Genomic DNA, 21,948 nt, shown 5'->3' on the forward strand with positions numbered 1-21,948 from the left:
GGATGCCGTTGTAAAAAGAGCGATACCGTCGTTGAGACGGCATCGCTCTTTTTTTATGCGCAAACCTTGCTTACCGCGGCGCGCCAAGCGGTTGAACCGGGCTCACCAGAGATAACGCAAGCCGAGAGTGACCCGGTTCACACGGTTATGCGATTCCGCCTGGTAGTCGTAGTCGGCGAACAGGTTCATGCGCGGCGAAACGGTGTATGACAGGCTCAGTCCTGCCAGCACCGCATCGCGGCCCAGGTCCACGCCCTTCACCGTGAAATCGCTGCCCGGGGCGCCAATCAGGGTCGCCTGGTATTGCGCCTGGGCGTCCATGAACTCATGCATCCAGCGCAACTGCGCGCCGAACGTGATGAAACCCGTGGACAGCGGCAGGTCCTGGCTGGCCTTGATGCCGAGGCTGCTGCGCAAGCTGTTCAAGGTAGTGCTGTGGGTGGACAATCCCAGGTTCTCGGCATCGGTTTCGGTGAAGCCGTCCTGGCGCAAGCGCGTGTAATGCAAGGCGGTGAACGGCTGCAGGACAAAACGTTCGTCCAGTTTCGCACGATAGCCCAGTTCGCCGTAGGCGCTTGCCTGCTGGCCGTCATAGGAACTCTTGGCGCGCAGCGTGGCGCCGGTTCCGGTCAGCACGTCGCGCTGGATGCCGGTACGCTGTATCGCGTAGCTGGCGATCGCATCGACATACAGCGGACCTGGAGCGTAACTGGCATAGGCGCCGATCTTGTAGCTGTCGAGCTTGCCGTTGCCGTTGTAATCGTCGAAGTCGGCGTTCAGGTGGGCATAATCGAAGCCGCCGCCGACTATCCAATCGTTACCTACAGCACGGTCGACGCCGGCGCTGATGCCGCCTATCCGGTAGCTGGCGCCGGAGGTGTCCGCGGTGGCGCTCAATTTACCGAAAGAACCGTAGGGGCGTACCCACACGCCGTTATCGCCAACCTTGCGCCCGCCCTCGCGCTGGGTGTCCAGGCGTATCGACAGAGCGCGGCCGAACAGGTCGTTTTCACGCAGGGCGAGTTGCGAGAAGGTTGCATGGACGCCCCCAGTGAGGCTGCCCACCGTAGCCTGCAACGTTGCTTTATCCAGCAAGTTGAGGGCATTGACCGTCTCCGCCAGCGCACCCGTGGCTACCGGCACGCCGGCTGGCGTAACGGCCGGCGGCACCGGTTCCTGGGGCGTGGCCTGGGGCCGGCTGGTGTCGATGGCTTGCCCGATCGCTGCATTGTTGCCGCTGGTGACCACCGTCGCGATCGGCGCGCGGGTAATCACCAGGTAGGCATTGCCGTTGTCATACGCCAGCGTTGGCGTCAGCAACGCCGTTGCGTTCGCTTGCAGCTGGCCGAAAGTACCGGTGACGCCGCCCGTGGCGGTGACAATCGGCAACCGGACCTGGTCAGGATAAGAACCCGGCAGCATGGCCGCATTCACGGTTCCTCCCTGCAGGCTGGCAGTGCCGCCTACAGTCAGCAAGCCGGCGGAAACCGGCGACGCCTCGGTCTGGAATATGCCATTTGCCGCATGGGTGAAATTTCCCGTCACGGTCAGGCCGCCGCTGCCGTCGCCGACGCCTGGATGCAGGGTGCCCTGGTTCAGCAGGTTGCCGGCAATCGTGCCGCCGTTGCCGGCCAGGGTTGCTCCCGAGGCGACGGTGGTTGCTCCGCCCAGGCTGCCGGTGAGGTTAAAGAGGCCGCTCTGGATTTGCGCAGTAGTGAAAACACCGTTGCCGCTCCAGGTCCAGCTGTCGCCCTGCGCCTGCAAGCTGGCAAAATTAGTAAATGCATTCGAGGCCGTGCCCGATCCCTGCAGCACTACGCCGCTGCCGGCGTTGCCGCCGCCATTGGCAGCGCCGTTGATCACCGAACCGGTTCTCAATATCAGCGTATTGACGCCGGTGCCCATCGAAATCGCCGTGCCGGAGCCGCTCTGCAACAGGCCGGCATTGATGACGGTGCTGCTGCCGTTGAGAGTGCGCACCGCCGCGCCCTGCTGGCTGATGATCTGGCCGCCGGCCTGGTTCTCGATGCTGGCCGTAAAACTGGAACCCACGGTGTTTGAAAACACCGCGTCGGAACCGGTGCCTGAAGCGTTGATCGTGCCGCTGTTGACGAGCTTGTCGTTATTGCCCTGCATGTACACGGTAGGACTGCTGGCGCCGCTGGTCGACAGGCTGCCGCTGTTGGTCACCGTACCGCTGCCGCCGAGGATGGAGATGGCGCGGGCGTTGCTGCCTGCGGTGGTAATCGTCCCTGAGTTGCTGATGGTGTTGTTCAACTGGCCAAGATTGGTCTGGCCCCAGGCGGCGGATATGCCGAAGGCATTGGGACCCGTGGTGGAAATGGTGCCCTGATTGATCAGCGTGTTGCCGCTGCCGTTGGCGGCCATGCCGTCGTTGAAGGCGCCGGTGGTGCTGATGCTGGCCTGGGCGCCGTTGGTGAGCTGGTTGTTGTTGTTCAAGCCGAGCAGCGCGGCGCCTCGGTTGCCGCCGGTGCCGCCGCCGCCGGTCAGGGTGATGCTGCCGTTGTTGGTGACGGTGCTTGAGGTATCCACCTGAAAACCGACCGGACTGGTGCTGCGCGGAATATTCGCCACTACGCTGGAATCCAGCGTGACCGTCACGCCGGTGCTGCCGGCTTGTGCCGCGACAGGTGTTGCAACGGCGCCGGAACAGCTTACCGAAACGCCACTGGCAGGTGCATTGCTGCTGCAGGTAGCGTGCGCCTGGGTAATCAATGTTCCGGCAAATGCGATGACGACGCCATTCATGCTTTTCTTGAGTGCTCGTTGCATAATCCGCTCCTCAGTCAGTGCACAATGCATGTGCTTATTATGGTCAAACTATAATTTATTTCCCCGTAGAAATTATTCTAGTTGCTATGAAAGACCATGGCAAGCAGGCAACGCTCACAAAATTTACCCGGATCGGGCGTAAAAAAGGCGATGCACAATCCGCTGCATCGCCCATTCCCACTTTTTCTTGCAAAATTTCTTACAAGATGTGCCTGCCTATCCACCAGGCAATCGCTGCCATGAAGGCCGACGCCGGGATCGTCAGAACCCAGGCCCAGACGATATTTCCAGCCACACCCCAGCGCACCGCGGAGACCCGCCGCGCCGCGCCGACGCCGACGATGGCGCCGGTGATGGTGTGGGTAGTCGAGACAGGAACGCCCAGCATGGTGGCCAGGAACAAGGTGATGGCGCCGCCGGTTTCGGCGCAAAAGCCACCCACCGGTTTCAGCTTGGTGATTTTCTGGCCCATGGTCTTGACGATGCGCCAGCCGCCGAACAAGGTGCCGAGGCTGATCGCGCTATAGCAGGAAATGATCACCCACCAAGGCGGCAGCGCATCGGTCTGCTGCGAAAAGCCGGTGGCGATCAGCAGCATCCAGATGATGCCGATGGTCTTTTGCGCATCGTTGCCGCCGTGGCCCAGGCTGTACATCGAAGCCGACACCAGCTGCAGCCGGCGGAACCATTTGTCGACCTTGCGCGGCGTGGAGCGCACGAAGATCCACGACACCAGCACCATCATGATCGAGCCGAACACGAAACCCAGCAGCGGCGACAGGACGATGAACGCAATCGTCTTGATCAGGCCGGCCGAGATCAGCGAACCGGTGCCGGCCTTGGCTACCGCGGCGCCGACCAGGCCGCCGATCAAGGCGTGCGAAGACGACGACGGAATGCCGTAATACCAGGTCAGGATGTTCCAGCAGATGGCGCCGACCAGCGCGCCGAACACGACGTAATGGTCGACCACATTCGGATCGATGGTGCCCTTGCCCACCGTGGCGGCCACATGCAGCTGGAATACCGCGATCGCAATGAAATTGAACAGGGCCGCCATGGCGACTGCCTGCTGCGGCTTCAGGACGCCGGTGGAAACCACGGTTGCGATGGCATTGGCGGCATCATGGAAGCCGTTCATGAAATCGAATACCAGCGCCAGTGCAATGAGGAAAACGAGAACGTAGATACTGATTTGAAGAGTGTGCATGGATCAGGCGTTTTCTACGATGATGCCTTCGATGATGTTGGCGACATCTTCGCAACGGTCCGTTACCGTTTCCAGCAACTCGTAAATGGCTTTCAGCTTGATCAGGGTGCGCACGTCCGGTTCGTCGCGGAACAGCTTCGACATGGCGGCGCGCATCACGTGGTCGGCATCCGATTCCAGGCGGTCGATCTCGACGCAGATGGCCAGGATTTCACGCGAGTTGTCCATGTTGTGCAGCAGGCCCACCGCGGCCTTGACCTTTTCCGCGCAACCCAGGCACAGTTCGGCCAGGCGCTTGGCTTCCGGCGTGATGGCCTTGATGTCGTACAGGGAAATGGTCTGCGCCGCGTCTTCCAGCAAATCCAGGATGTCATCCATGCGCGTGATCAGCTGATGGATGTCGTCGCGATCGATAGGCGTGATGAAAGTCTTGTGCAGCATGTCGATCGCATGATGGGTGACCTGGTCGGCCTGCTTCTCAATGCCTTCGATAGCGTGCACGCGGATTTCCAGATCGTCGAAATTAGTCATCAACGCCACCATTTCCTTGGCGCCCTTGACGCATAACTCTGCGTGCTGGTTAAAGAGCTCAAAGAATTTGCCCTCGGTGGGCATCAATCGTCCAAACATGTTTATTCTCTCTTCTGAGGGTTAAGCTGAATCTGCTTACTGCGCTACTTACTAACTGTTATCTGCCGAATATATTGATTTAAAGCAAACAAATGTCACGAAACTGAAATATATCAGGCTCGCCCAAACGTTGCTAAGCTGGTTTTACCTGTTTCGCATTACTGCAACAAAAAATGGAAACGGCGGTCAGTCGCCGCCGTACGGCGCATCCAGATTACCAACGTAATTGTCGAATTTAGTGTATTGGCCGAGGAAACTCAGCCGGACGCTGCCGATCGGGCCGTTACGCTGCTTGCCGATAATGATTTCGGCGGTGCCCTTTTCTTGCGAATCGGGGTTGTACACCTCGTCGCGGTAGATGAACAGGATGACGTCGGCATCCTGCTCGATAGCGCCGGATTCGCGCAAGTCCGACATCACGGGGCGCTTGTTGGGGCGCTGTTCCAGCGAACGGTTCAGCTGCGACAGCGCGATCACCGGACACTGCAGCTCTTTCGCCAGGCCCTTCAGGTTACGCGAGATTTCAGAAATTTCGGTCGCGCGGTTCTCGCCGGCGTTGTTGGCTGACATCAGCTGCAGGTAATCGATGATGATCAGGCCCAGCGTGCCGCACTGGCGCGACAGGCGGCGCGCGCGGGCGCGCAGCTCGATCGAACTCAGGGCCGGGGTTTCATCGATGAACAGCTGGGCGTCGTTCATCTTCTGGATCGCATGCGTCAGGCGCGGCCAGTCTTCGTCGTTCAGGCGGCCGGTGCGCAGGCGGTGCTGGTCGAGCTTGCCGACCGAACCCAACATACGCATGGCGAGCTGGGTGCCGCCCATTTCCATCGAAAAGATCGCTACCGGCAAGCCGCTGTCGAGCGCGACGTTTTCGCCGATATTCACAGAGAATGCGGTCTTGCCCATCGACGGCCGTCCGGCCACGATGACCAGGTCGCCCTTTTGCAGGCCGGAAGTCATCTTGTCGAGATCGATGAAGCCGGTCGAGACGCCGGTGATGTCGCTCTGGTTGTCGCGGTTGTAGAGTTCGTCGATGCGCTCCACCACTTGCGTCAGCAAAGGCTGGATTTCCTGGAACCCCTGGGCGCCGCGTGCGCCTTCCTCGGCGATCGCAAAGATCTTCGACTCGGCCTCGTCCAGCATCTGCTTGACTTCCTTGCCCTGCGGGCTGAAAGCCTGGCCGGAAATCTCGTCGGCGACGGTGATCAGCTTGCGCAGCACGCCGCGGTCGCGCACGATCTCGGCGTAGCGGCGGATATTGGCGGCGGACGGCGTATTCTGGGCCAGCGCGTTGAGGTAGCTCAGGCCGCCGACCTCCTCAGCCTTGCCGGTGCCGCTCAGCGATTCATAGACAGTGATCACGTCCGCAGGCTTGCTGCCGTTGATCAGCTTGACCATGTGCTGGAAGATGATGCGGTGGTCGTACCGATAGAAATCGTCGGCGTTCACAAAGTCGGCGATCTTGTCCCAGGCCGCGTTATCCAGCAGCAGTCCGCCTAAAACGGATTGTTCTGCTTCGATGGAATGGGGTGGTACGCGGAGGGAATCTAACTGCGGATCGGACGGTGCTTTGGAAGGTGCTTTCATGGCGCGAATTATACCTGCTTCTGATATCGGTCTTGCCACCGCGTCCAGAAAAAGGACATAAAAAAAGCCGGGAAAACCCGGCTTTTTAACACTACAACAACTATTTCAGGCAACGTATCAAACGTGCTCGCCGATCACAGCGATAACGATGTCGACTACGACGTCGGTATGCAGGGCAACCGCAACAGCGTGCTCGCCGGTGGTCTTCAGAGGACCGACAGGCAAACGAACTTGTGCTTTTTCGACTGCAAAACCTTGCTTGGTCAACGCTTCAGCGATGTCGAAGTTGGTCACGGAACCGAACAGACGGCCGTCAACACCCGATTTTTGCGAAATCTGCACGGTCAGGCCGTTCAGTTTTTCGCCCTGGACTTGAGCGGCAGCCAGCTTGGCGGCGGCAGCTTTTTCCAGGTCGGCGCGCTTCGCTTCGAATTCAGCGATGGCAGTAGTTGTAGCACGACGTGCCATACGTTGCGGAATCAGGAAGTTACGTGCGTAACCGTCCTTGACGCGAACAACTTCACCCAGATTGCCGAGATTAACGACTTTTTCCAACAGAATGACTTGCATGTTTTTCTCCTATTTCAAGTCGTCAATTAAGCGTTGTGCAGATCGGTGTACGGCAGCAGCGCCAGGAAACGCGCGCGCTTGATCGCGGTGTCCACTTGACGTTGGTAGATTGCCTTGGTGCCGGTCAGACGTGCTGGCATGATCTTGCCGTTTTCCTGAACAAAATCCTTCAGCGTGTCGATATCTTTGTAGTCAACGCTGGCAACGTGTGCAGCGGTGAAACGGCAGAATTTCTTGCGCTTGAACAGCGGGTTTTGTTGTTGACGCTTGTTTTTCAGTTTGCTTTTATCGAACTTTTTACCGAATGCCATTTTTGGCTCCTGTATCTAAATTTTGACTAATGGATTCGTCTGCAATATCCAATGCAGCGAAATCCGTGATGTGAAATACCAGGCTTCTACCGTTGCGGCTCTTGCGTGCCATGAATCCCGTAAACCAGAATGTCTCGCCCAGTTGCGCCTTGCTGAATCTTCCCGAAATCTCGCCGACGGCTAGCGCGGCAATTTCGAATTCGATCAGACGCTTGATGCCTGCTTCAATCGGTTCCGAGCGGTGCTGCAATATCGCAGATACGATCGGGATGCCTGCCGGTGTGTAACGTATGACTTCACGTTCGGCGACTACGGCAACCAGTTGAAACACATTATTGGGTTGATCCACTCCTGATGAACTCGTTGGCTACGTAATGAATGCTGGTAGGCGGCTAGTATTAGGCTGCCGGCGCTTCGGTGCGATGGCTCTTGGCAGCATCTTCCTTCTGCACAGCCTTCATCATCGGCGAAGGACCGGTTTCAGCCTTCTTCAGCTTGACGGTCAGATGACGCAGCACTGCATCATTGAACTTGAAGCCGGTTTCGATTTCAGCCAGGGTTTCGCTGTCGCACTCGATGTTGAGGCAGACGTAATGTGCTTTAGCCAGTTTCTGGATCAGGTATGCCAGTTGGCGGCGGCCCCAGTCTTCCACGCGATGCACAGTGCCGCCACGTGTAGTGACGATGCCTTTGTAGCGCTCGATCATCGCAGGCACTTGCTCGCTTTGATCTGGATGGACGATAAATACGATTTCATAATGACGCATGTAAGCTCCTTTTGGACGGATTGAAAAATCGCCCACCTCGGCGTCAAGACGAGTGTGGGAAGAGGAAAACCAGCAATAGTACTAGCAATTGCAACAAAACTCAATGATTTCAGACCCTGGCCCTCGCCGGGATGTAAGTAAATAGCTAAAGAGTGGTCAAATCGCATCAAATTGTCTTGCATTTGCACAAATACTGTACAAAAATACAGACTGTTGTTATGCACAGCATCGGTTGGGCGCACCAGCGCTGCCTTTACTGTTTCTTTACCGCTTTTCCAAGCACTCCCACACCATTTTTTTACACCAAAATACGCCATGATCAAATTGACCGCACGTCAGCAGCAAATCCTCGATCTGATCAAGGACGCCATCGAAAACACCGGCTTCCCGCCGACGCGCGCCGAAATAGCAACCGAACTCGGCTTTCGCTCAGCCAATGCGGCAGAAGAACATCTGCAGGCGCTGGCGCGCAAGGGCGCCATCGTGATCTCGGCCGGCACCTCGCGCGGGATCCGGCTGACCGAAAGCGCCAGCCGCAGCCAGGGCACGCAGCTGGCCTTGCCGCACCCGGCCCTGATGCAGCTCAGCCTGCCGCTGGTCGGACGGGTCGCCGCAGGCTCGCCGATCCTGGCGCAGGAACATATCCAGGCCAGCTACAACGTCGACCCCGCCCTGTTCAGCGCCAAACCGGATTACCTGCTGAAGGTGCGCGGGATGTCGATGCGCGACGCCGGCATCCTGGACGGCGACCTGCTCGCGGTCAAGAAAGCCGACAGTGCCAGGAATGGCCAGATCGTGGTGGCCCGCCTGGGCGACGACGTCACCGTCAAGCGTTACCAGAAAACCGGCTCCACTATCCAGCTGCTGCCGGAAAATCCTGATTTCGAGCCGATCATCGTGACATCCAGCCAAGAAGATTTCGCCCTGGAGGGCCTGGCGGTCGGACTATTGCGTAGCTGGAATTAATCAGGAACGATCAAGGCGGCGCCGTTTGGTCAGTATCTGGCTGGCGATGCCGCGCAAAATATTGACCTCCTCGGTTTCCAGCTGGGTGCGCGAGAACAGCCGCTTCAGGCGCGGCATCAGCTTTTTCGGGCTGGCCGGATCAAGGAATTCGATCTCTATCAAGGCTTGTTCAAGATGGGCGAACATGCCGTCGATGTCGGTCAGGCTGGCAGCATTACCCTGGAAACCGATCTCGCCGCTGCTTGTCGGCGACACATCCTCGCTGGCTGCAACCCGGCATTCATACGCCAGCACCTGCACTGCCTGCGCCAGGTTCAGCGATGAATACTCGGGATTCGCCGGAATATTCAGCAGCACATTGCATTTTTCGACAATCTCGTTAGGCAGCCCGTAACGTTCGCTGCCGAAGATGACCGCCGCATTCAGGCTGGCATCGCCGGCCAGTTGTGCCGCCAAGGCGCGCGGCGCCATCAAGGGCGGGGAAAATTCTCGCAAGCGGGCACTCAGGGCAGCAGCGAAGTTGCAGCCTTCCAGGGCCTGCTCCAGGCTATCGACAATCCGCGCCGCCGCCAGGACATCCTGCGCGCCGCTGGCAAACGCGACCGCTTCCTCACGCTGCAACACATCGGGGAAACGCGGATTGACCAGGACCAGCTCGGAAAATCCCATGGTTTTGATAGCGCGTGCAGCAGCACCGACATTGCCGGGACTGCTGGTTTCAACCAGCACAAAGCGCAGCCGATTGAAAAGAGACGTGTTGATTTTTGCCGGGTTCATTTAAAATAGCGCCATTACGCGGATTTCTTCGACTAAAAGTTGCTTATTTTTCGAAATATTCACTGAAACATCCGCATCGTTCATTATTATTCATCATATAGGTGGTTCTGTTCCCGGTTGGCACAGTGCCGCCATTTTAACGGAACACTATCATGCATCCAATGCTCAATACGGCCATCAAGGCCGCCCGCAATGGCGCCAAGGTCATCTCGCGCGCCTCTTTCGACCTCGATTTGCTGAAAGTCACCAAAAAGCAGCATAACGACTTTGTCACCGAAGTCGACCAGGCTGCTGAAGCGGCGATCATTGATGTACTGAAGAATGCCTATCCGGACCACGCCATCCTGGCCGAGGAATCTGGCGCCTCCGCCAACCTGCATGACGATAATGAAAACGTCTGGATCATCGATCCGCTCGACGGCACCACCAATTTCATCCATGGTTTCCCGCAATACTGCGTCTCGATCGCGCTGCAGCACCGCGGCCAGATCACCCAGGCAGTCGTGTACGACCCGACTCGCAACGATTTGTTCACAGCCACCAAGGGTTCCGGCGCCTACCTGAACGACAAGCGGATCCGCGTCGGCAAGCGCGACAAGATCGCCGACGCCCTGATCGGCACCGGCTTTCCTTTCCGCGAAACAGAAGGCCCGGCCATGGATGAATACATGAAAATGTTCCGCATCATGACGCAAAGCTGTGCCGGCCTGCGCCGTCCTGGCGCCGCCGCCCTCGACCTGGCGTACGTCGCAGCAGGCCGCCTTGACGGTTTCTTTGAAAAAGGCCTGAAACCTTGGGATATCGCTGCAGGCTCCCTGCTGATCAGCGAATCGGGCGGCATCGTCGGCGATTTCACCGGCGAATCCGATTATTTGTACAAGGGCGACGTGCTGGCCGGCAGTCCCAAAGTATTTGCGCAGATGGTTGGCTTGCTGTCGCCATTCGCCGGCAAATAACCCACTGGATTTTCCGGGGCAAGAGAAACCCTGCCCCGGAAGCGCCATAAAACTCTGCTTTGTCATTTCAACTGCGTGGCCGGGCGACTACAATGCATGCGCAACAGCGCAATTGGACAGCCCTAACGACCATTTCTCAACTCGCAGGAGAACAATATGGCAGTCAAACCAATTCCGGACGGATATTCTTCCGTCACTCCCTACCTCATTGTCAACGGCGCGGCCGACGCAATCGCGTTTTACAAAAAAGCTTTTAACGCAGTGGAAATAATGCGCATGGAGGGGCCTGACCACAGGATCGGGCATGCGGAAATCAAGATCGGCGATTCCCACGTCATGCTGGCCGACGAATTCCCGGAGATGGATATCCGCAGCCCGAAAACACTGGGCGGGGCTGGCGTCAGCATCATGCTCTATGTTGAAGAGGTGGACGTGGTGTTCCCGCGGGCAATCGCTGCCGGCGGCACGCAGGCGCGGCCGTTGCAAGACCAGTTCTACGGCGACCGCTCCGGCACCCTGAAAGACCCGTTCGGCCACGTCTGGACCGTAGGCACGCACATCGCCGACTATTCGGATGAAGAAATACGCGAGCGCGCCGCTGCCGCCATGAAACAAACCGGCTGACCCGCGCTTGCACACCGTGCGGTCCGCTTTATTTCCAGGCGGATCGCCAGCGGCTGTTTTATGGCCCCTGGCCCCACAACATGCGGGAATTGCTTGCCTGTAGCGCGCCGTTGTTATACTCTGCGGCGACACAGCAAATTCTCCAGTCAAATACTGCTGTCAAGGACGTTATCGGGCTGAAAAGCAAATGCCAGCCCAGCTGACTCCAATCTCCTCTAATCCGTTTGCCTGCGACTGGCGCCTTATAGAAGGCGACAGGCCGATACTATTCTATTGAGTTGTCATGTCTTTTTCTGAACTCGGCTTGTCCGAAGCCATCGTTCGTGCCGTAACCGAACACGGATACACTACCCCTACTCCAATCCAGACCCAGGCCATTCCTGCGGTGCTGGCTGGCGGCGATTTGCTGGCCGGCGCCCAGACCGGCACCGGCAAGACCGCCGGCTTTACGCTGCCGGTGCTGCACCGCTTGTCGACATCGGCCACCAACCCGGTCGGCAGCCAGCGCCCGATCCGCGCGCTGGTGCTGACACCGACCCGCGAACTGGCCGCCCAGGTCGAAGAAAGCGTGCGCCTGTACGGCAAATACCTGAAGCTGACCTCGGCGGTGATTTTCGGCGGCGTCGGCATCAACCCGCAAATCAAGCTGCTCAAGCATGGCGTCGATATCCTGGTGTGCACCCCGGGCCGCCTGCTGGACCACATGCAGCAAGGCACCGTCAACCTGAACCACGTGGAAATCCTGATCCTGGACGAAGCCGACCGCATGCTGGACATGGGCTTTATCCGCGACATCAAGAAGATCCTTGCCGTGCTGCCGAAGAAACGCCAGAACCTGCTGTTCTCGGCCACCTTCTCGGACGAGATCAAGATCCTCGCCGACAATCTGCTGAACTCGCCGGCCATGATCGAAGTGGCGCGCCGCAACTCGACGGTTGAAGTGATCCAGCAAAAGATCCACCCGGTCGACCGCGACCGCAAGCATCCGCTGCTGGCGCATTTGATCAAGACTCACCAATGGTCGCAAGTGCTGGTGTTTACCCGCACCAAGCACGGCGCCAACAAACTGGTCGAGCAGCTGGAAAAAGACGGCATCAGCGGCATGGCGATCCACGGCAACAAGAGCCAGTCGGCACGCACCCGCGCGCTGGCCGAGTTCAAGGACGGCAGCCTGCAAGTGCTGGTAGCAACCGACATCGCGGCACGCGGCATCGACATCGACCAGCTGCCGCACGTGGTCAACTACGATCTGCCTAACGTGCCGGAAGACTATGTCCATCGGATCGGCCGCACCGGCCGCGCCGGCGCCACCGGTGAAGCGGTATCGCTGGTATGCGTGGATGAGCACCAGATGCTGAAAGATATCGAGAAGCTGATCAAGCGTGAATTGCCGAAGGAAGTGGTTGCCGGTTTTGAACCCGATCCAAATGCCCGCGCGCAGCCTATACAGCTGCGTAGCGGCGGTGGTGGCGGCGGCAATCGTGGCGCAGGAGGCGGCGGTGGGCGTGGACGCTCACAAGGCGCGGCGCCTGGCGTCAAGCCAGGCCAGGGACCATCCCGTGGCCACGGCGGCGGCAATGGTGCGGCACCGCGTCCTGCGGCTCCACGCCGCTCCGGCGGTCGCGGCCGCTAAGCCTCACTGATGACAGTACGATGCCGGCTCAGCCGGCATCGCCCATTCAGCGCACGCCCTCCTCTCTGATTCAGTTCAGGCAATCAGTCAAACCATCATAGATCGTCATGCTCGAGCCCGGCAACGGTGCGTGGAGCGGCCTGTCGCCCGCCAGTGCGCTGTAAAACGACGCTACCGGCGTCTGCGCCGCCAGTGGCGAGCGGCAGGCCCAGGTGCGCGCATCGGTCACGACCTTGCCGTTGGCGGCATCGATTTCAGCATTACTGCCCGCAAAGACCCACACACACTCTCCCATCGTGCCGTCGGACTGCCGCACCGAGCAGCGGTAGCGCAAGGCTTGCATATTGCTGAACTCACCTTCGCAGATGGTATCGCCGCAGATATCGTCGAAATCCCGATGCAGCCGCCGCGCCAGGTCGTAGAAGACATCCCAGCCCTGCTCATTGCCGGGATAATGCACGGCGTCGACATATTCGACCGCGTTCGCCGGTGTCGCGCAAAACGTCAAGGCGCCGGCTGCGCACAGGAATGTCGCGGCCCAAACCAGCGCACTGCCGGCGAACCGGACAAGCACGATCTTGCAGTATGCGAAAAAACGTAAATTGCTGGATAAGCTGACTGTAGCAGGCATGCAATTCTCCTTCGGTTAGAGGCAACGGTGTGCGGCACCAGATAGATGCCATTGACACATCATAATGTTGCTCGCGCCGCCCAGCCAATAAGCCCGGGCCTAACCTGATCGAGGGAAAATTTGAAGAGAAGGAAACAGGCAGGAAAAATCCGCGAACACGTGTCGCAGACGAAATTTTACAAAGATGGATGTTGACAATGGAATGCCGCGTTGAAAGTCAGGCTAAAACTGGTCCGGCCGGAGGGAATCGAACCCCCAACATTTCGGGTAGAAGCCGAATGCTCTATCCAGTTGAGCTACGGCCGGATTCATGCGCCTGTTGCCTTGATGCCGATCGGGAGATCACTTCATTGCTGAGCCTGCTGCTCTTCAAGCGCAAAAATAAAAAGGAGCTGTCCGAAGACCGCCCCTTTTTTATTCTTTGGTCGGAGTACAACAATTCAAACCTTGGACCCCTGGTCCAAACCAGGCAATAAAATCGGAACGTCTTATAAATCAAAGGCTTGGCTATTGCCCGTCGCAGGAGTATAGCAGAGCTGTGCCGGGAAGAAAATAGGAGATAGTCGGCAAAACAAATCATTTCGTTAGGAAGATCCGGTTCCAGAATCAAGGAGTTCATGCCCGCTGAAGGCTCTCCTGCTCCATGAAAAAATGCATGAACTGCTCCGCCGCCATGGGTTTTCCAAAGTAATAGCCTTGCATCAGATCGCATGAATTACCTCTCAGGAAAGCAAGCTGGGATTCGTTCTCCACTCCTTCGGCAACCACTTCGAGACGCAAGCTATGCGCCAGCGCAATAATGCTTTTAACGATGGCGACGTCATCCAGATCATGGGGGACATCACGCACGAAGGACTGGTCTATCTTGACGACATCAACAGGAAAGCGTTTAAGGTAGGCAAGCGAGGAATAGCCGGTACCAAAATCGTCGATAGTCAGGCGCACTCCGAGAGTATGCAGCCGATGCAGCGCCTGTAAATTGTTTTCGGCATTTTCCATGAGCGTGCTCTCGGTGATCTCCAGCTCCAATAACTGTGGAGGCAAACTGGTTTCTACCAGGAGCTGTTCCACAGCGTCAGTGAAATCGGACCTTAACTGTCGCACGGAAAAATTCACAGCCATTCTCATTGCCGGCATGCCAGATTTGATCCAGCTTTGCAACTGAACACATGCTGTACGCATCACCCAGGCGCCAATGATATTGATCAGGTCGGTTTCTTCTGCAAGCGGGATGAAATCCTTGGGCGCCAGCATGCCTCGGGTCGGGTGATGCCAACGCACCAATGCTTCCACGCCAACGATGCGACCTGTGTCGCACCGGATTTGCGGCTGATAAAACACCTCCAGTTCCTTCCGGTTCAACGCTTCGCGCAAATCGCTTTCCAAGGACAGGTGTTCAGACATCGAGTACTCCATGGAAGCCTCGAAAAACATGAAGCCTGAGTTGGCTTTCTTGGCGCGGTACATTGCGGCGTCAGCATGCTGCAGCAAGGTTCCCACATCAGCACCGTCCTGAGGATAGAGCGAAATACCGATGCTGGCGCTAACGACGATACCGTGGCCGCTGATCAGGAAGGGTTTAGCCAAGGATTGGCAAATTTTCTGGGCAACGAGCGTGGCTATATCCGAAGTTGCCACGTCCGCCAGTACGACGGTGAACTCATCTCCGCCCAATCGGGCCACGCAATCCACGATGCGCACGCTGCGCTGGATGCGGCGTGCTACAGCTATCAGCAACTGATCGCCGACATCGTGGCCGAGCGTGTCGTTCACGTACTTGAACCGATCTAAATCCAGGAACAGCACGGCCGCGCCATTCCCGCTCCGCTGCGCCTGCTCAATGCTGCGCTTCAACTGATCGAAAAACATGGCCCGGTTCGGCAAGCCGGTCAACGAATCGCTGAAGGCCAGGTCGCGCACTCGCCTCTCTGCGCGATTGGCTTCGACAATGCGGCGTACTCGCTGCGGCAGGACTGCGAAGTGAATCGGCTTGGGTATATAGTCGCTAGCGCCTGCGGCGAACGCACGCTCTACCGACAAGTTGTCTTCCAGGCCGGTAATGATCAATACCGGGATATGCTGGCGACTGGGAATCTCCTGCATGCGAGCGCAGGCGGTAAATCCGTCCATGACCGGCATCACGGCATCCATCAGTATGACGTCTGGTTTTATCCGCTTAAGGACACGTAATGCCTGGGCGCCATTTTCTGCCTCCGCCACCCGGAAACCGTCCCTTAACAAGGTATAGCGCAAGGCACTGCGGGTGCTGCGGTCATCATCGACCACCAGCACCAGGGCGCTGCCTTCCGTCGGTTTTGTGCTGAAATAGTTTTCACTTGAGACCTCGCTGTAAAGCAAGGCTGCTACATCATCGAACGCTGCACGCAACTGCGGCAGCAAAGGACGGATCTCATCGATCTGCCCAGCCAGCTCCAGCTCTTCCACTTTCTTGGCCAACTGGGTCATATTGGTTGCTCCCAGGTTGCCGCTGCTACCCTTGATGGCATGCGCTAAAGACCGGATAGCATCCGTGTCTTTCTGTCCTATGGCCTGCTCCAGCTGCTCCAGGTTAAGCGGCATATCTTCCAGGTAGGGCGTCACCGCTTGCTGCAAGCTGGGCCCTAATATCTCCTGCAGTTTATCGAACACAGTCCGATCCAAAGGACTGGCCTCAGTCTCGATCGGATTAGCCGCCATTGACGCCGTTTCGGATTCCTTTGTCCTGCGTCCGGTTGCTCGAATCAGCCACTGCTCCAGCTTATGCCGTAGCTCAATCAGCGTGATTGGCTTTGCCAGGTAATCATCCATCCCTGCGGCCAGGCATTTTTCCACATCGCCGCTCTGGGTATTGGCGGTCATGGCGACGATCGGCGTGTGCCGCAACCCGGGTTCTTCGATATTGCGGATTCGCGCAGTGACCTCATATCCGTCCATCTCAGGCATATTGCAATCCATGAGGATCAGATCAAAGTGGCTGCGCTGGACTGCCTCGATCGCCGCCCAGCCGTTGTCGACGCATTCGCAGAAACAATCGCTCATGACAAGCATGCCGGTAGCCACCACCTGGTTGGTGCGATTGTCATCGACGACCAATACCCGGTATTGTTTTGCCTTGGCTGGCAGTGTGCCTGGCAATTGCGCGGCAAGGATTTCGGCGGCGCCTGATTGTCGATCCGGCCGCGGCTGGCGGATCGCCTCCAATAGACGCTGCAAGCGTAACGGCTTGTCCAGATAGGCATCGACTCCCTTGAACTGTGCGTCTTTCGCTGCGCCGTAGTGCTGCAACAGCAGCAGACGTGCCGTCGCCAGCGCCGGCGCGGCTCGGATATATCGCAGCAAGTCGGCCTCCTCGCCTTCTGCCTGCGTGCATTCGGTGATGATCAGCGCATATGGCGTTTTCGCCGCCCGCTCCAGTTCTTCCCGCGCTTCCGCGGCACTGTAGGCTATGCGGCATTGCATCCCGTGACTTGCCAGGCTTTGCATCAGGAACCTGCGTACGATCTCGCTTTTCGCTGCAATCAGGACCTGCATCCCTTGCAAGTCCGGCTCGGGCGCAACTGCAGCCTGCTTTTCAGCCGGCTGGCAAACAATCGTGAACCAGAATGTAGCGCCTTGGCCCGGCGCACTGACCACTCCGATCCCGCCTCCCATGAGCTCCACCAGCTGCTTGCAAATCGCCAGGCCGAGACCGGTCCCGCCGTATTGGCGAGCGGTGGCGCTGTCGGCCTGGGCAAAAGAGTCGAATACATGGAGCGCCGCATCCTGGTCCATGCCAATGCCGGTGTCGTTCACCTCTATCCTCAGGCCGAAGTGTTCGCCGCTGTCCTGACTGCGGGAAATGCGGACAGCCACCTCGCCGTGTCCGGTAAATTTCAAGGCGTTTCCCACCAGGTTGGTGAGAACCTGCCGCAAGCGCATCGAGTCGCCTTTGATCAGATCCGGAACGTCGGCTGCCAGTAGATAACCAAGGTCCAGTTCTTTTTCCCGGGCCTGCTTGGCGAACAGATCGAGGACTTCTTCCACCAGTTTGCGCAAGTTGAAATCGATTTCTTCCAATATCAGCTTGTTGGCCTCTATCTTGGAGAAATCGAGGACATCGTTGATCAAGTCAATTAGCGTATGGGCCGAACTCCAGGCCACTTCGACGCATTCCATTTGCGGCTTGGTGAGCCGCATTTCCCTTAGCATGTCCAGCATTCCCACCACGCCGCTCAAGGGCGTGCGCACTTCATGGCTCACCGTCGCGGCAAACTGGGCCTTCATCATTGCTGCGTGCAATGCCTGGTCGCGCGACTGCTTCAGCTCGAGCTCACGCTCTTCCAGTACTGCCATCATTTTATTGAAGGCTTTGGCCATGTCTATGATGTCGCGCGGCCCCTCGCGCGCTGCGCGCATGCCCGACTCGCCCGACTCGGCGCGCCCCATCAGCTCGGACAGGGCATTCAAAGGCCGGATCAGATTGCGCGCCAAAAGGCGCATGATTCCCAGCAAGATAAGAGCAAAGGAAAGCGTAATGGCCAGATTGACCATCAGCAAGGAGAGCACCAGGTGATTCATGGTTCCCTTGCCAAGCACGATATACACATACCCAAGGAGCTGCGGCTTGCTCTCCTGCAGCTCGAACGGCGACGTTGCTGCATGGCCTTGATAGACCGGTGCGCCGAAACGCCATTCCTTATCGTTTTCCTGTTCCAGCATGGCCCTGGTCGGAGCGATGCCAGGCTGCGGCCCTTGAATCGGCCCGGCTATCTTGCCTGCCTTGGTTTCGAACAGCAGAACTTTGTTAGCGGTATCGGTAATCTCCACCTGGAGCACGTCAGGAAACGCAAGCGTGGTAGCAACCTCCTCACGCACATTGTCAGCGGAATGATAAAGCAGAGCCAGGGTGCTTTGACGCGCCAGGTTTTCTGCAATATGCAGCCCTTGCTCAATCAGGTAACCCCGCACGCTGCGATTGGTTTGCCAGGAATTCATCAAGGACGAAAACAACGCCAGGCCCAGGATCGAGATGGTGACAATCGCCATCAGCTGACGGCGAAATCCGGTGCGGCGTAAGTAGGATTGCAACATGATGGGCTCGTCAAGATGAGGAAAAAAAGGCATCGCATACCGGCTGGCCACGCGAATTGCATCTGTATTGAATGAACATGCTCGTACGCTAAGGCTCCGGAAAAACAAAATCAAAACTACGCTGCTGCTGATAATCGAGATTTAACCCGACGTGACTGGCGGTGCGCAGATTGACCGCCGTCAGCACCTCGCGTAGCGGCGACACGCCACGCTTGCGTGATTCTCCTGAAAGTACACCCAAGGCGGAACTGGCCAGGTCGCGCCCCAGCCCCAGGTTGTTCGGATACAAGGCGAACATGACGCCTTTTTTGACGTGCAGGAAGCTGCTGGAAAAGACCGGCAAACCTCGACTCCAGGCTTCCTTCAGGACCAGCGGCAAGATGGTTTCATCATCTACCGTAGTAGTATCCTGAGGCAGCCAGATCGCATCCTGGCGGCTGTCAGCGGTGGCGAAAGCAGCGTCATAGAGGTGCGCCGCCGAGGCCAGGTCATGGGCTTCGCGGGCGACCAGTTCCAGGCCTTGCGCCCTGGCTGCCTCACGCGCCAGTTTGATCAGCCAGTCGTTATGCTGCGGGTCGTAGATCACGGTCACCCTTTTTATGCCGGGCAACAGTCTTTTCAATAGTACGAACAGCAGGGCCGGATCCGGCGTCAAACTGATGCCGGTCAGGTTGCGGCTCTCGTTTTCGGGTACCGACAGCACACCGCCGACCACTACCGCTATCTCCGGCGCCAACCCGGATGTAGCCTTCAATCCTTGGCGCCCCAGCGCTATCACTACCTTGACGCTGCCGCGCGCCAATTGTGCGCCAAGGTCGCTGGCATTGGTGTTGGGACCGACGGCGTAAGTGTTTATCGGCACTTTAGCTTGCTCCTGAATGCCTTCGATAATCTTGGAAAAGATGCTGCGATAGGGTTCACCGATGTCTGGATAAATGACAGCGATCGCACCTTTGCCATCCATGATCTCCTGTCGCCTTGGCGCGTCCAGCGCGGCCACTGCGGCGATGATCAGCGGCTGGAGTTCGCTGCGCACGGCGCGCATCTCAGCCGTATTTTCGTACCAGTCCGGCAAGTGGCTGGCGCCCGCGCGCCGGCCAGGATCCTGGTAGACGCTCCCCGGGGCAGCGTAGCCGAATGTACATGCCAGCAAAAGAAGCAAGCTGGCTTCGATCCGCAATACAACCGCACAGGAGACCCTGGGCAGTTGAATCAGCAGGGACGACTCACAGTTTGTGCTGGAACTGTACATAGAAGGTACGGCCTGGCAGTGGAAAATCGAAAGGAATATTTCCTGGAGCGAAACTGGGCTCCCTGGCATCTCGATTGAACACGTTCAGCACCATCGCGCTGACGCTCCAGTTGCCGATCAATTTCTCCCTGCGCAAATTCAAATCGACGGTGGTGTAATCGGGAATCTGGGGGCGGGTGTCGCCAGGTTGCCGCTTGCGGTCGACTACGCGATTGACGGTGCTGCCAAATTGCCATAATGACGCGAAACGCCAGTCAGCGCGGCCGAACCAGCGCTGGCGCGGCGCCAGGCCTGCGTCCTGTCCTGTGGTCTGGTCCGTAGAGTGCTGCAAGGAATAGCTGCCGGAAAGCCGCAGGTTGCGCGTGGCGTCCCAGGTTGCTTCCAGTTCCAAGCCGCGGCCGGTCTGGTCGCCCGCATTTTGCGCGGTCGAGCCGGTCGAGGGGTCAGGATTCGGCACAAACTGAATGATGTTGTGCATACGGTAGTAGAACAGGCTCAAGTTTGTTTGCAGCGTCTGGGTAGGCTGCCACGTGAACGCCAGCTCGCGTGTATTGATGGTTTCCGGTTCGAGATGGGGATTGCCTATGGTGACCGGATTGTTGATGCTGTATTGCTCGGTGAAGGACGGTGCGCGGAACGCGCTGCCGTATAAGGCCTTGACGGAAAAATTGTAGGCAGCATCCCAAACCAGCGCCAGGCGCGGATTGACCGTGCTGCCAAAATCGGAATAGCGGTCCACCCGCACCCCCGATGTCAGCGTCCAGTCTTTCGCCAAGGTCCATTCGTCCTGCACAAACGCGTAGCTGATTGTGCGTTTGTGCGGGGTCAGGTATACATCGCTGGTGCCGCTTACGTCGATGACGCTCGTTAGCGGAACGAACTCGACCCCGACCCCGGGAACCGCCACGATCTTGAAATTCTTGCTCTCGCTGGTCTGATACAGGTTTTCAATCCGATAGCCGGCGCCGAGCCGGATCCGATGCTTGTCAAACCCGGTGTAAAACCCCGACAGGCTGAATTGACTGTCTCGTTCGGCGTGGCCGGGATTGCCTATGACGCCACTAGGGAAAGATCCTGCGAAAGCTCCCGGCGGGAACAGCACTGTCGGCGGCGACGCCGGCAGTTCGTTGATATCTTTCACCGACGCCTGCGCAGTGACATCCCAATTGCGGAAAAAATTGGGATTGGAATAGGTCAGGTCGGCATTCCAGCGCTGCGCCCGCACGCGCGCACTGGGATCGAGGCTGTTGGCCAGGCCGACGCCGGTGCCGGTTTCCTGGTCCTGATAGCCGGCGCGCAGACGCCATAGGTCATAGGCGACATCGACCTGCATGTCCAGGCTGTTGCGCATCAGCTGCTCGTGCCCAGGGGCTAGCGAGGCCTGCGTCCCGAAAATTTTGTCCAGGCTGGTTTGCGCATCGGCGTCTATCGTTTTATTCGCGCCGCTGGTGTGGCCCGCTCCAAGATAGAACGCCACATCCAGCGGCCCCATCTTGCCGCCATGCTGGATCCAGGCTTCGTGCGTATCGAACGATCCCGCCCGTGCGCCATACGCGGTGCCGTTGATGTCAGCCGCGGTCTTGGTAATGATATTGATGACGCCGGCGAAAGCGTTCGCGCCGTACAGCGCTGATCCAGGGCCGCGGATGACCTCGATACGGGCTATGTTCTGGATCGGCACACCGCCCCAGGCAAAGTCACGATTACCGAGAAAAGCATCGTTGATGGGGATGCCGTTCACCAGCATCAATGCCTGCGGATTGTATTGCGTGGTGATGCCGCGGAACGAATAGATTGGATCGTTGTAAAGGCCCGAGTAAGATACGTGCAAACCTGGCACGCTTTCCAGCGCCTGGTTCATGCTGGTCGCCCCCATGGCCTGGATGTCCTGGGCGGTTATCACCGACGCTACCGCCGGCGCCCGGGAAATATCTTGCTGGCTGCCCGTGGCGATGCTGACGAACGCTTTATTCCCGTAGGAAAGCACCAAATCGTCTTCATCGGCATTTTGCTGTGCTGCAGCCGAAGCGGCGCCCAGGAACAGGATGGCGGCGCACGGAATTTGAGTTTGCCAACGGTTTTTCATTGCTGCCTCATTCGATGGAACCCAGATATCACAGGATGTCGAGCCGCTGCTCCTCATCCTCCCGCATCAGCTGCCTTATTCTTGC

General features: G+C 58.1%; 17 protein-coding genes and 1 tRNA gene. 4 read left to right on the forward strand and 14 right to left on the reverse strand.

Annotated features, from left to right (window positions below; genetic code table 11):
- Window positions 1–102: 102 nt before the first annotated feature.
- The 8 genes from BM062_RS04935 to rpsF all read right to left on the reverse strand — a co-directional run bounded on the left by BM062_RS04935 (window position 103) and on the right by rpsF (window position 7,868).
- Window positions 103–2,793: an autotransporter family protein gene (locus BM062_RS04935; RefSeq protein WP_175500891.1), complete on the reverse strand. Its 2,691-nt coding sequence runs from the start codon at window positions 2,791–2,793 to the stop codon at window positions 103–105.
- A gap of 199 nt (window positions 2,794–2,992) precedes the next feature.
- On the reverse strand, window positions 2,993–4,003 hold the full coding sequence (locus BM062_RS04940) for an inorganic phosphate transporter (RefSeq protein ID WP_092394050.1): 1,011 nt from the start codon (window positions 4,001–4,003) through the stop codon (window positions 2,993–2,995).
- Window positions 4,004–4,006: 3 nt separating this feature from the next.
- Entirely contained in the window at window positions 4,007–4,633 is a 627-nt protein-coding gene (locus BM062_RS04945) for a DUF47 domain-containing protein (protein ID WP_014006461.1), read from the reverse strand.
- A 186-nt stretch (window positions 4,634–4,819) separates the two neighbouring features.
- Entirely contained in the window at window positions 4,820–6,220 is a 1,401-nt protein-coding gene (locus BM062_RS04950) for a replicative DNA helicase (protein ID WP_092394053.1), read from the reverse strand.
- A gap of 117 nt (window positions 6,221–6,337) precedes the next feature.
- Window positions 6,338–6,790, reverse strand: coding sequence for a 50S ribosomal protein L9 (gene rplI / locus BM062_RS04955; RefSeq protein WP_092394057.1), 453 nt, complete (start codon window positions 6,788–6,790; stop codon window positions 6,338–6,340).
- Between the two features lie 26 nt (window positions 6,791–6,816).
- Window positions 6,817–7,101, reverse strand: a complete 285-nt coding sequence (gene rpsR / locus BM062_RS04960; RefSeq protein ID WP_014006464.1) for a 30S ribosomal protein S18 — start codon at window positions 7,099–7,101, stop codon at window positions 6,817–6,819.
- Window positions 7,088–7,450, reverse strand: a complete 363-nt coding sequence (gene priB, locus BM062_RS04965) for a primosomal replication protein N (protein ID WP_092394060.1) — start codon at window positions 7,448–7,450, stop codon at window positions 7,088–7,090. Before priB ends, rpsR begins: the two co-directional genes overlap by 14 nt.
- Before the next feature lie 49 nt (window positions 7,451–7,499).
- Entirely contained in the window at window positions 7,500–7,868 is a 369-nt protein-coding gene (gene rpsF, locus BM062_RS04970) for a 30S ribosomal protein S6 (protein ID WP_038488331.1), read from the reverse strand.
- A gap of 315 nt (window positions 7,869–8,183) precedes the next feature.
- Here rpsF and lexA point away from each other — a divergent pair, with 315 nt between their 5' ends.
- Window positions 8,184–8,834, forward strand: a complete 651-nt coding sequence (gene lexA / locus BM062_RS04975) for a transcriptional repressor LexA (RefSeq protein ID WP_092394063.1) — start codon at window positions 8,184–8,186, stop codon at window positions 8,832–8,834.
- Here the strand turns inward: lexA and BM062_RS04980 are convergent, their stop codons facing one another.
- Window positions 8,835–9,611, reverse strand: a complete 777-nt coding sequence (locus BM062_RS04980; protein WP_092394066.1) for an RNA methyltransferase — start codon at window positions 9,609–9,611, stop codon at window positions 8,835–8,837.
- A 152-nt stretch (window positions 9,612–9,763) separates the two neighbouring features.
- On the opposite strand from BM062_RS04980, the gene BM062_RS04985 reads away from it, so the two are divergent.
- The 3 genes from BM062_RS04985 (at window position 9,764) to BM062_RS04995 (ending at window position 12,824) form a co-directional block, all read left to right on the forward strand.
- Window positions 9,764–10,567, forward strand: a complete 804-nt coding sequence (locus BM062_RS04985; protein ID WP_092394069.1) for an inositol monophosphatase family protein — start codon at window positions 9,764–9,766, stop codon at window positions 10,565–10,567.
- Between the two features lie 156 nt (window positions 10,568–10,723).
- Window positions 10,724–11,191 carry a VOC family protein gene (locus BM062_RS04990; protein WP_092394072.1) on the forward strand — a complete coding sequence of 156 codons (468 nt, stop codon included), beginning with the start codon at window positions 10,724–10,726 and terminating at the stop codon, window positions 11,189–11,191.
- A 283-nt stretch (window positions 11,192–11,474) separates the two neighbouring features.
- Window positions 11,475–12,824, forward strand: coding sequence for a DEAD/DEAH box helicase (locus BM062_RS04995; RefSeq protein ID WP_092394075.1), 1,350 nt, complete (start codon window positions 11,475–11,477; stop codon window positions 12,822–12,824).
- A 70-nt stretch (window positions 12,825–12,894) separates the two neighbouring features.
- On the opposite strand, the gene BM062_RS05000 is transcribed toward BM062_RS04995, so the two are convergent.
- The 5 genes from BM062_RS05000 to BM062_RS05020 all read right to left on the reverse strand — a co-directional run bounded on the left by BM062_RS05000 (window position 12,895) and on the right by BM062_RS05020 (window position 21,863).
- Window positions 12,895–13,455: a hypothetical protein gene (locus tag BM062_RS05000; RefSeq protein WP_175500892.1), complete on the reverse strand. Its 561-nt coding sequence runs from the start codon at window positions 13,453–13,455 to the stop codon at window positions 12,895–12,897.
- A gap of 229 nt (window positions 13,456–13,684) precedes the next feature.
- Window positions 13,685–13,761: transfer RNA gene (locus BM062_RS05005), tRNA-Arg, on the reverse strand.
- 309 nt (window positions 13,762–14,070) lie between these two features.
- Entirely contained in the window at window positions 14,071–18,525 is a 4,455-nt protein-coding gene (locus BM062_RS05010; protein WP_092394078.1) for an EAL domain-containing protein, read from the reverse strand.
- Window positions 18,526–18,613: 88 nt separating this feature from the next.
- Window positions 18,614–19,687, reverse strand: a complete 1,074-nt coding sequence (locus tag BM062_RS05015) for an ABC transporter substrate-binding protein (RefSeq protein WP_254784929.1) — start codon at window positions 19,685–19,687, stop codon at window positions 18,614–18,616.
- Between the two features lie 64 nt (window positions 19,688–19,751).
- A complete protein-coding gene (locus tag BM062_RS05020) occupies window positions 19,752–21,863 on the reverse strand; it encodes a TonB-dependent receptor plug domain-containing protein (RefSeq protein WP_092394081.1) in 2,112 nt (703 codons plus the stop codon).
- Between the last annotated feature and the right edge of the window lie 85 nt (window positions 21,864–21,948).

The organism is Collimonas sp. OK412 (assembly GCF_900112135.1).
GTDB classification, from domain to species: Bacteria; Pseudomonadota; Gammaproteobacteria; order Burkholderiales; family Burkholderiaceae_D; genus Collimonas; species Collimonas rhizosphaerae.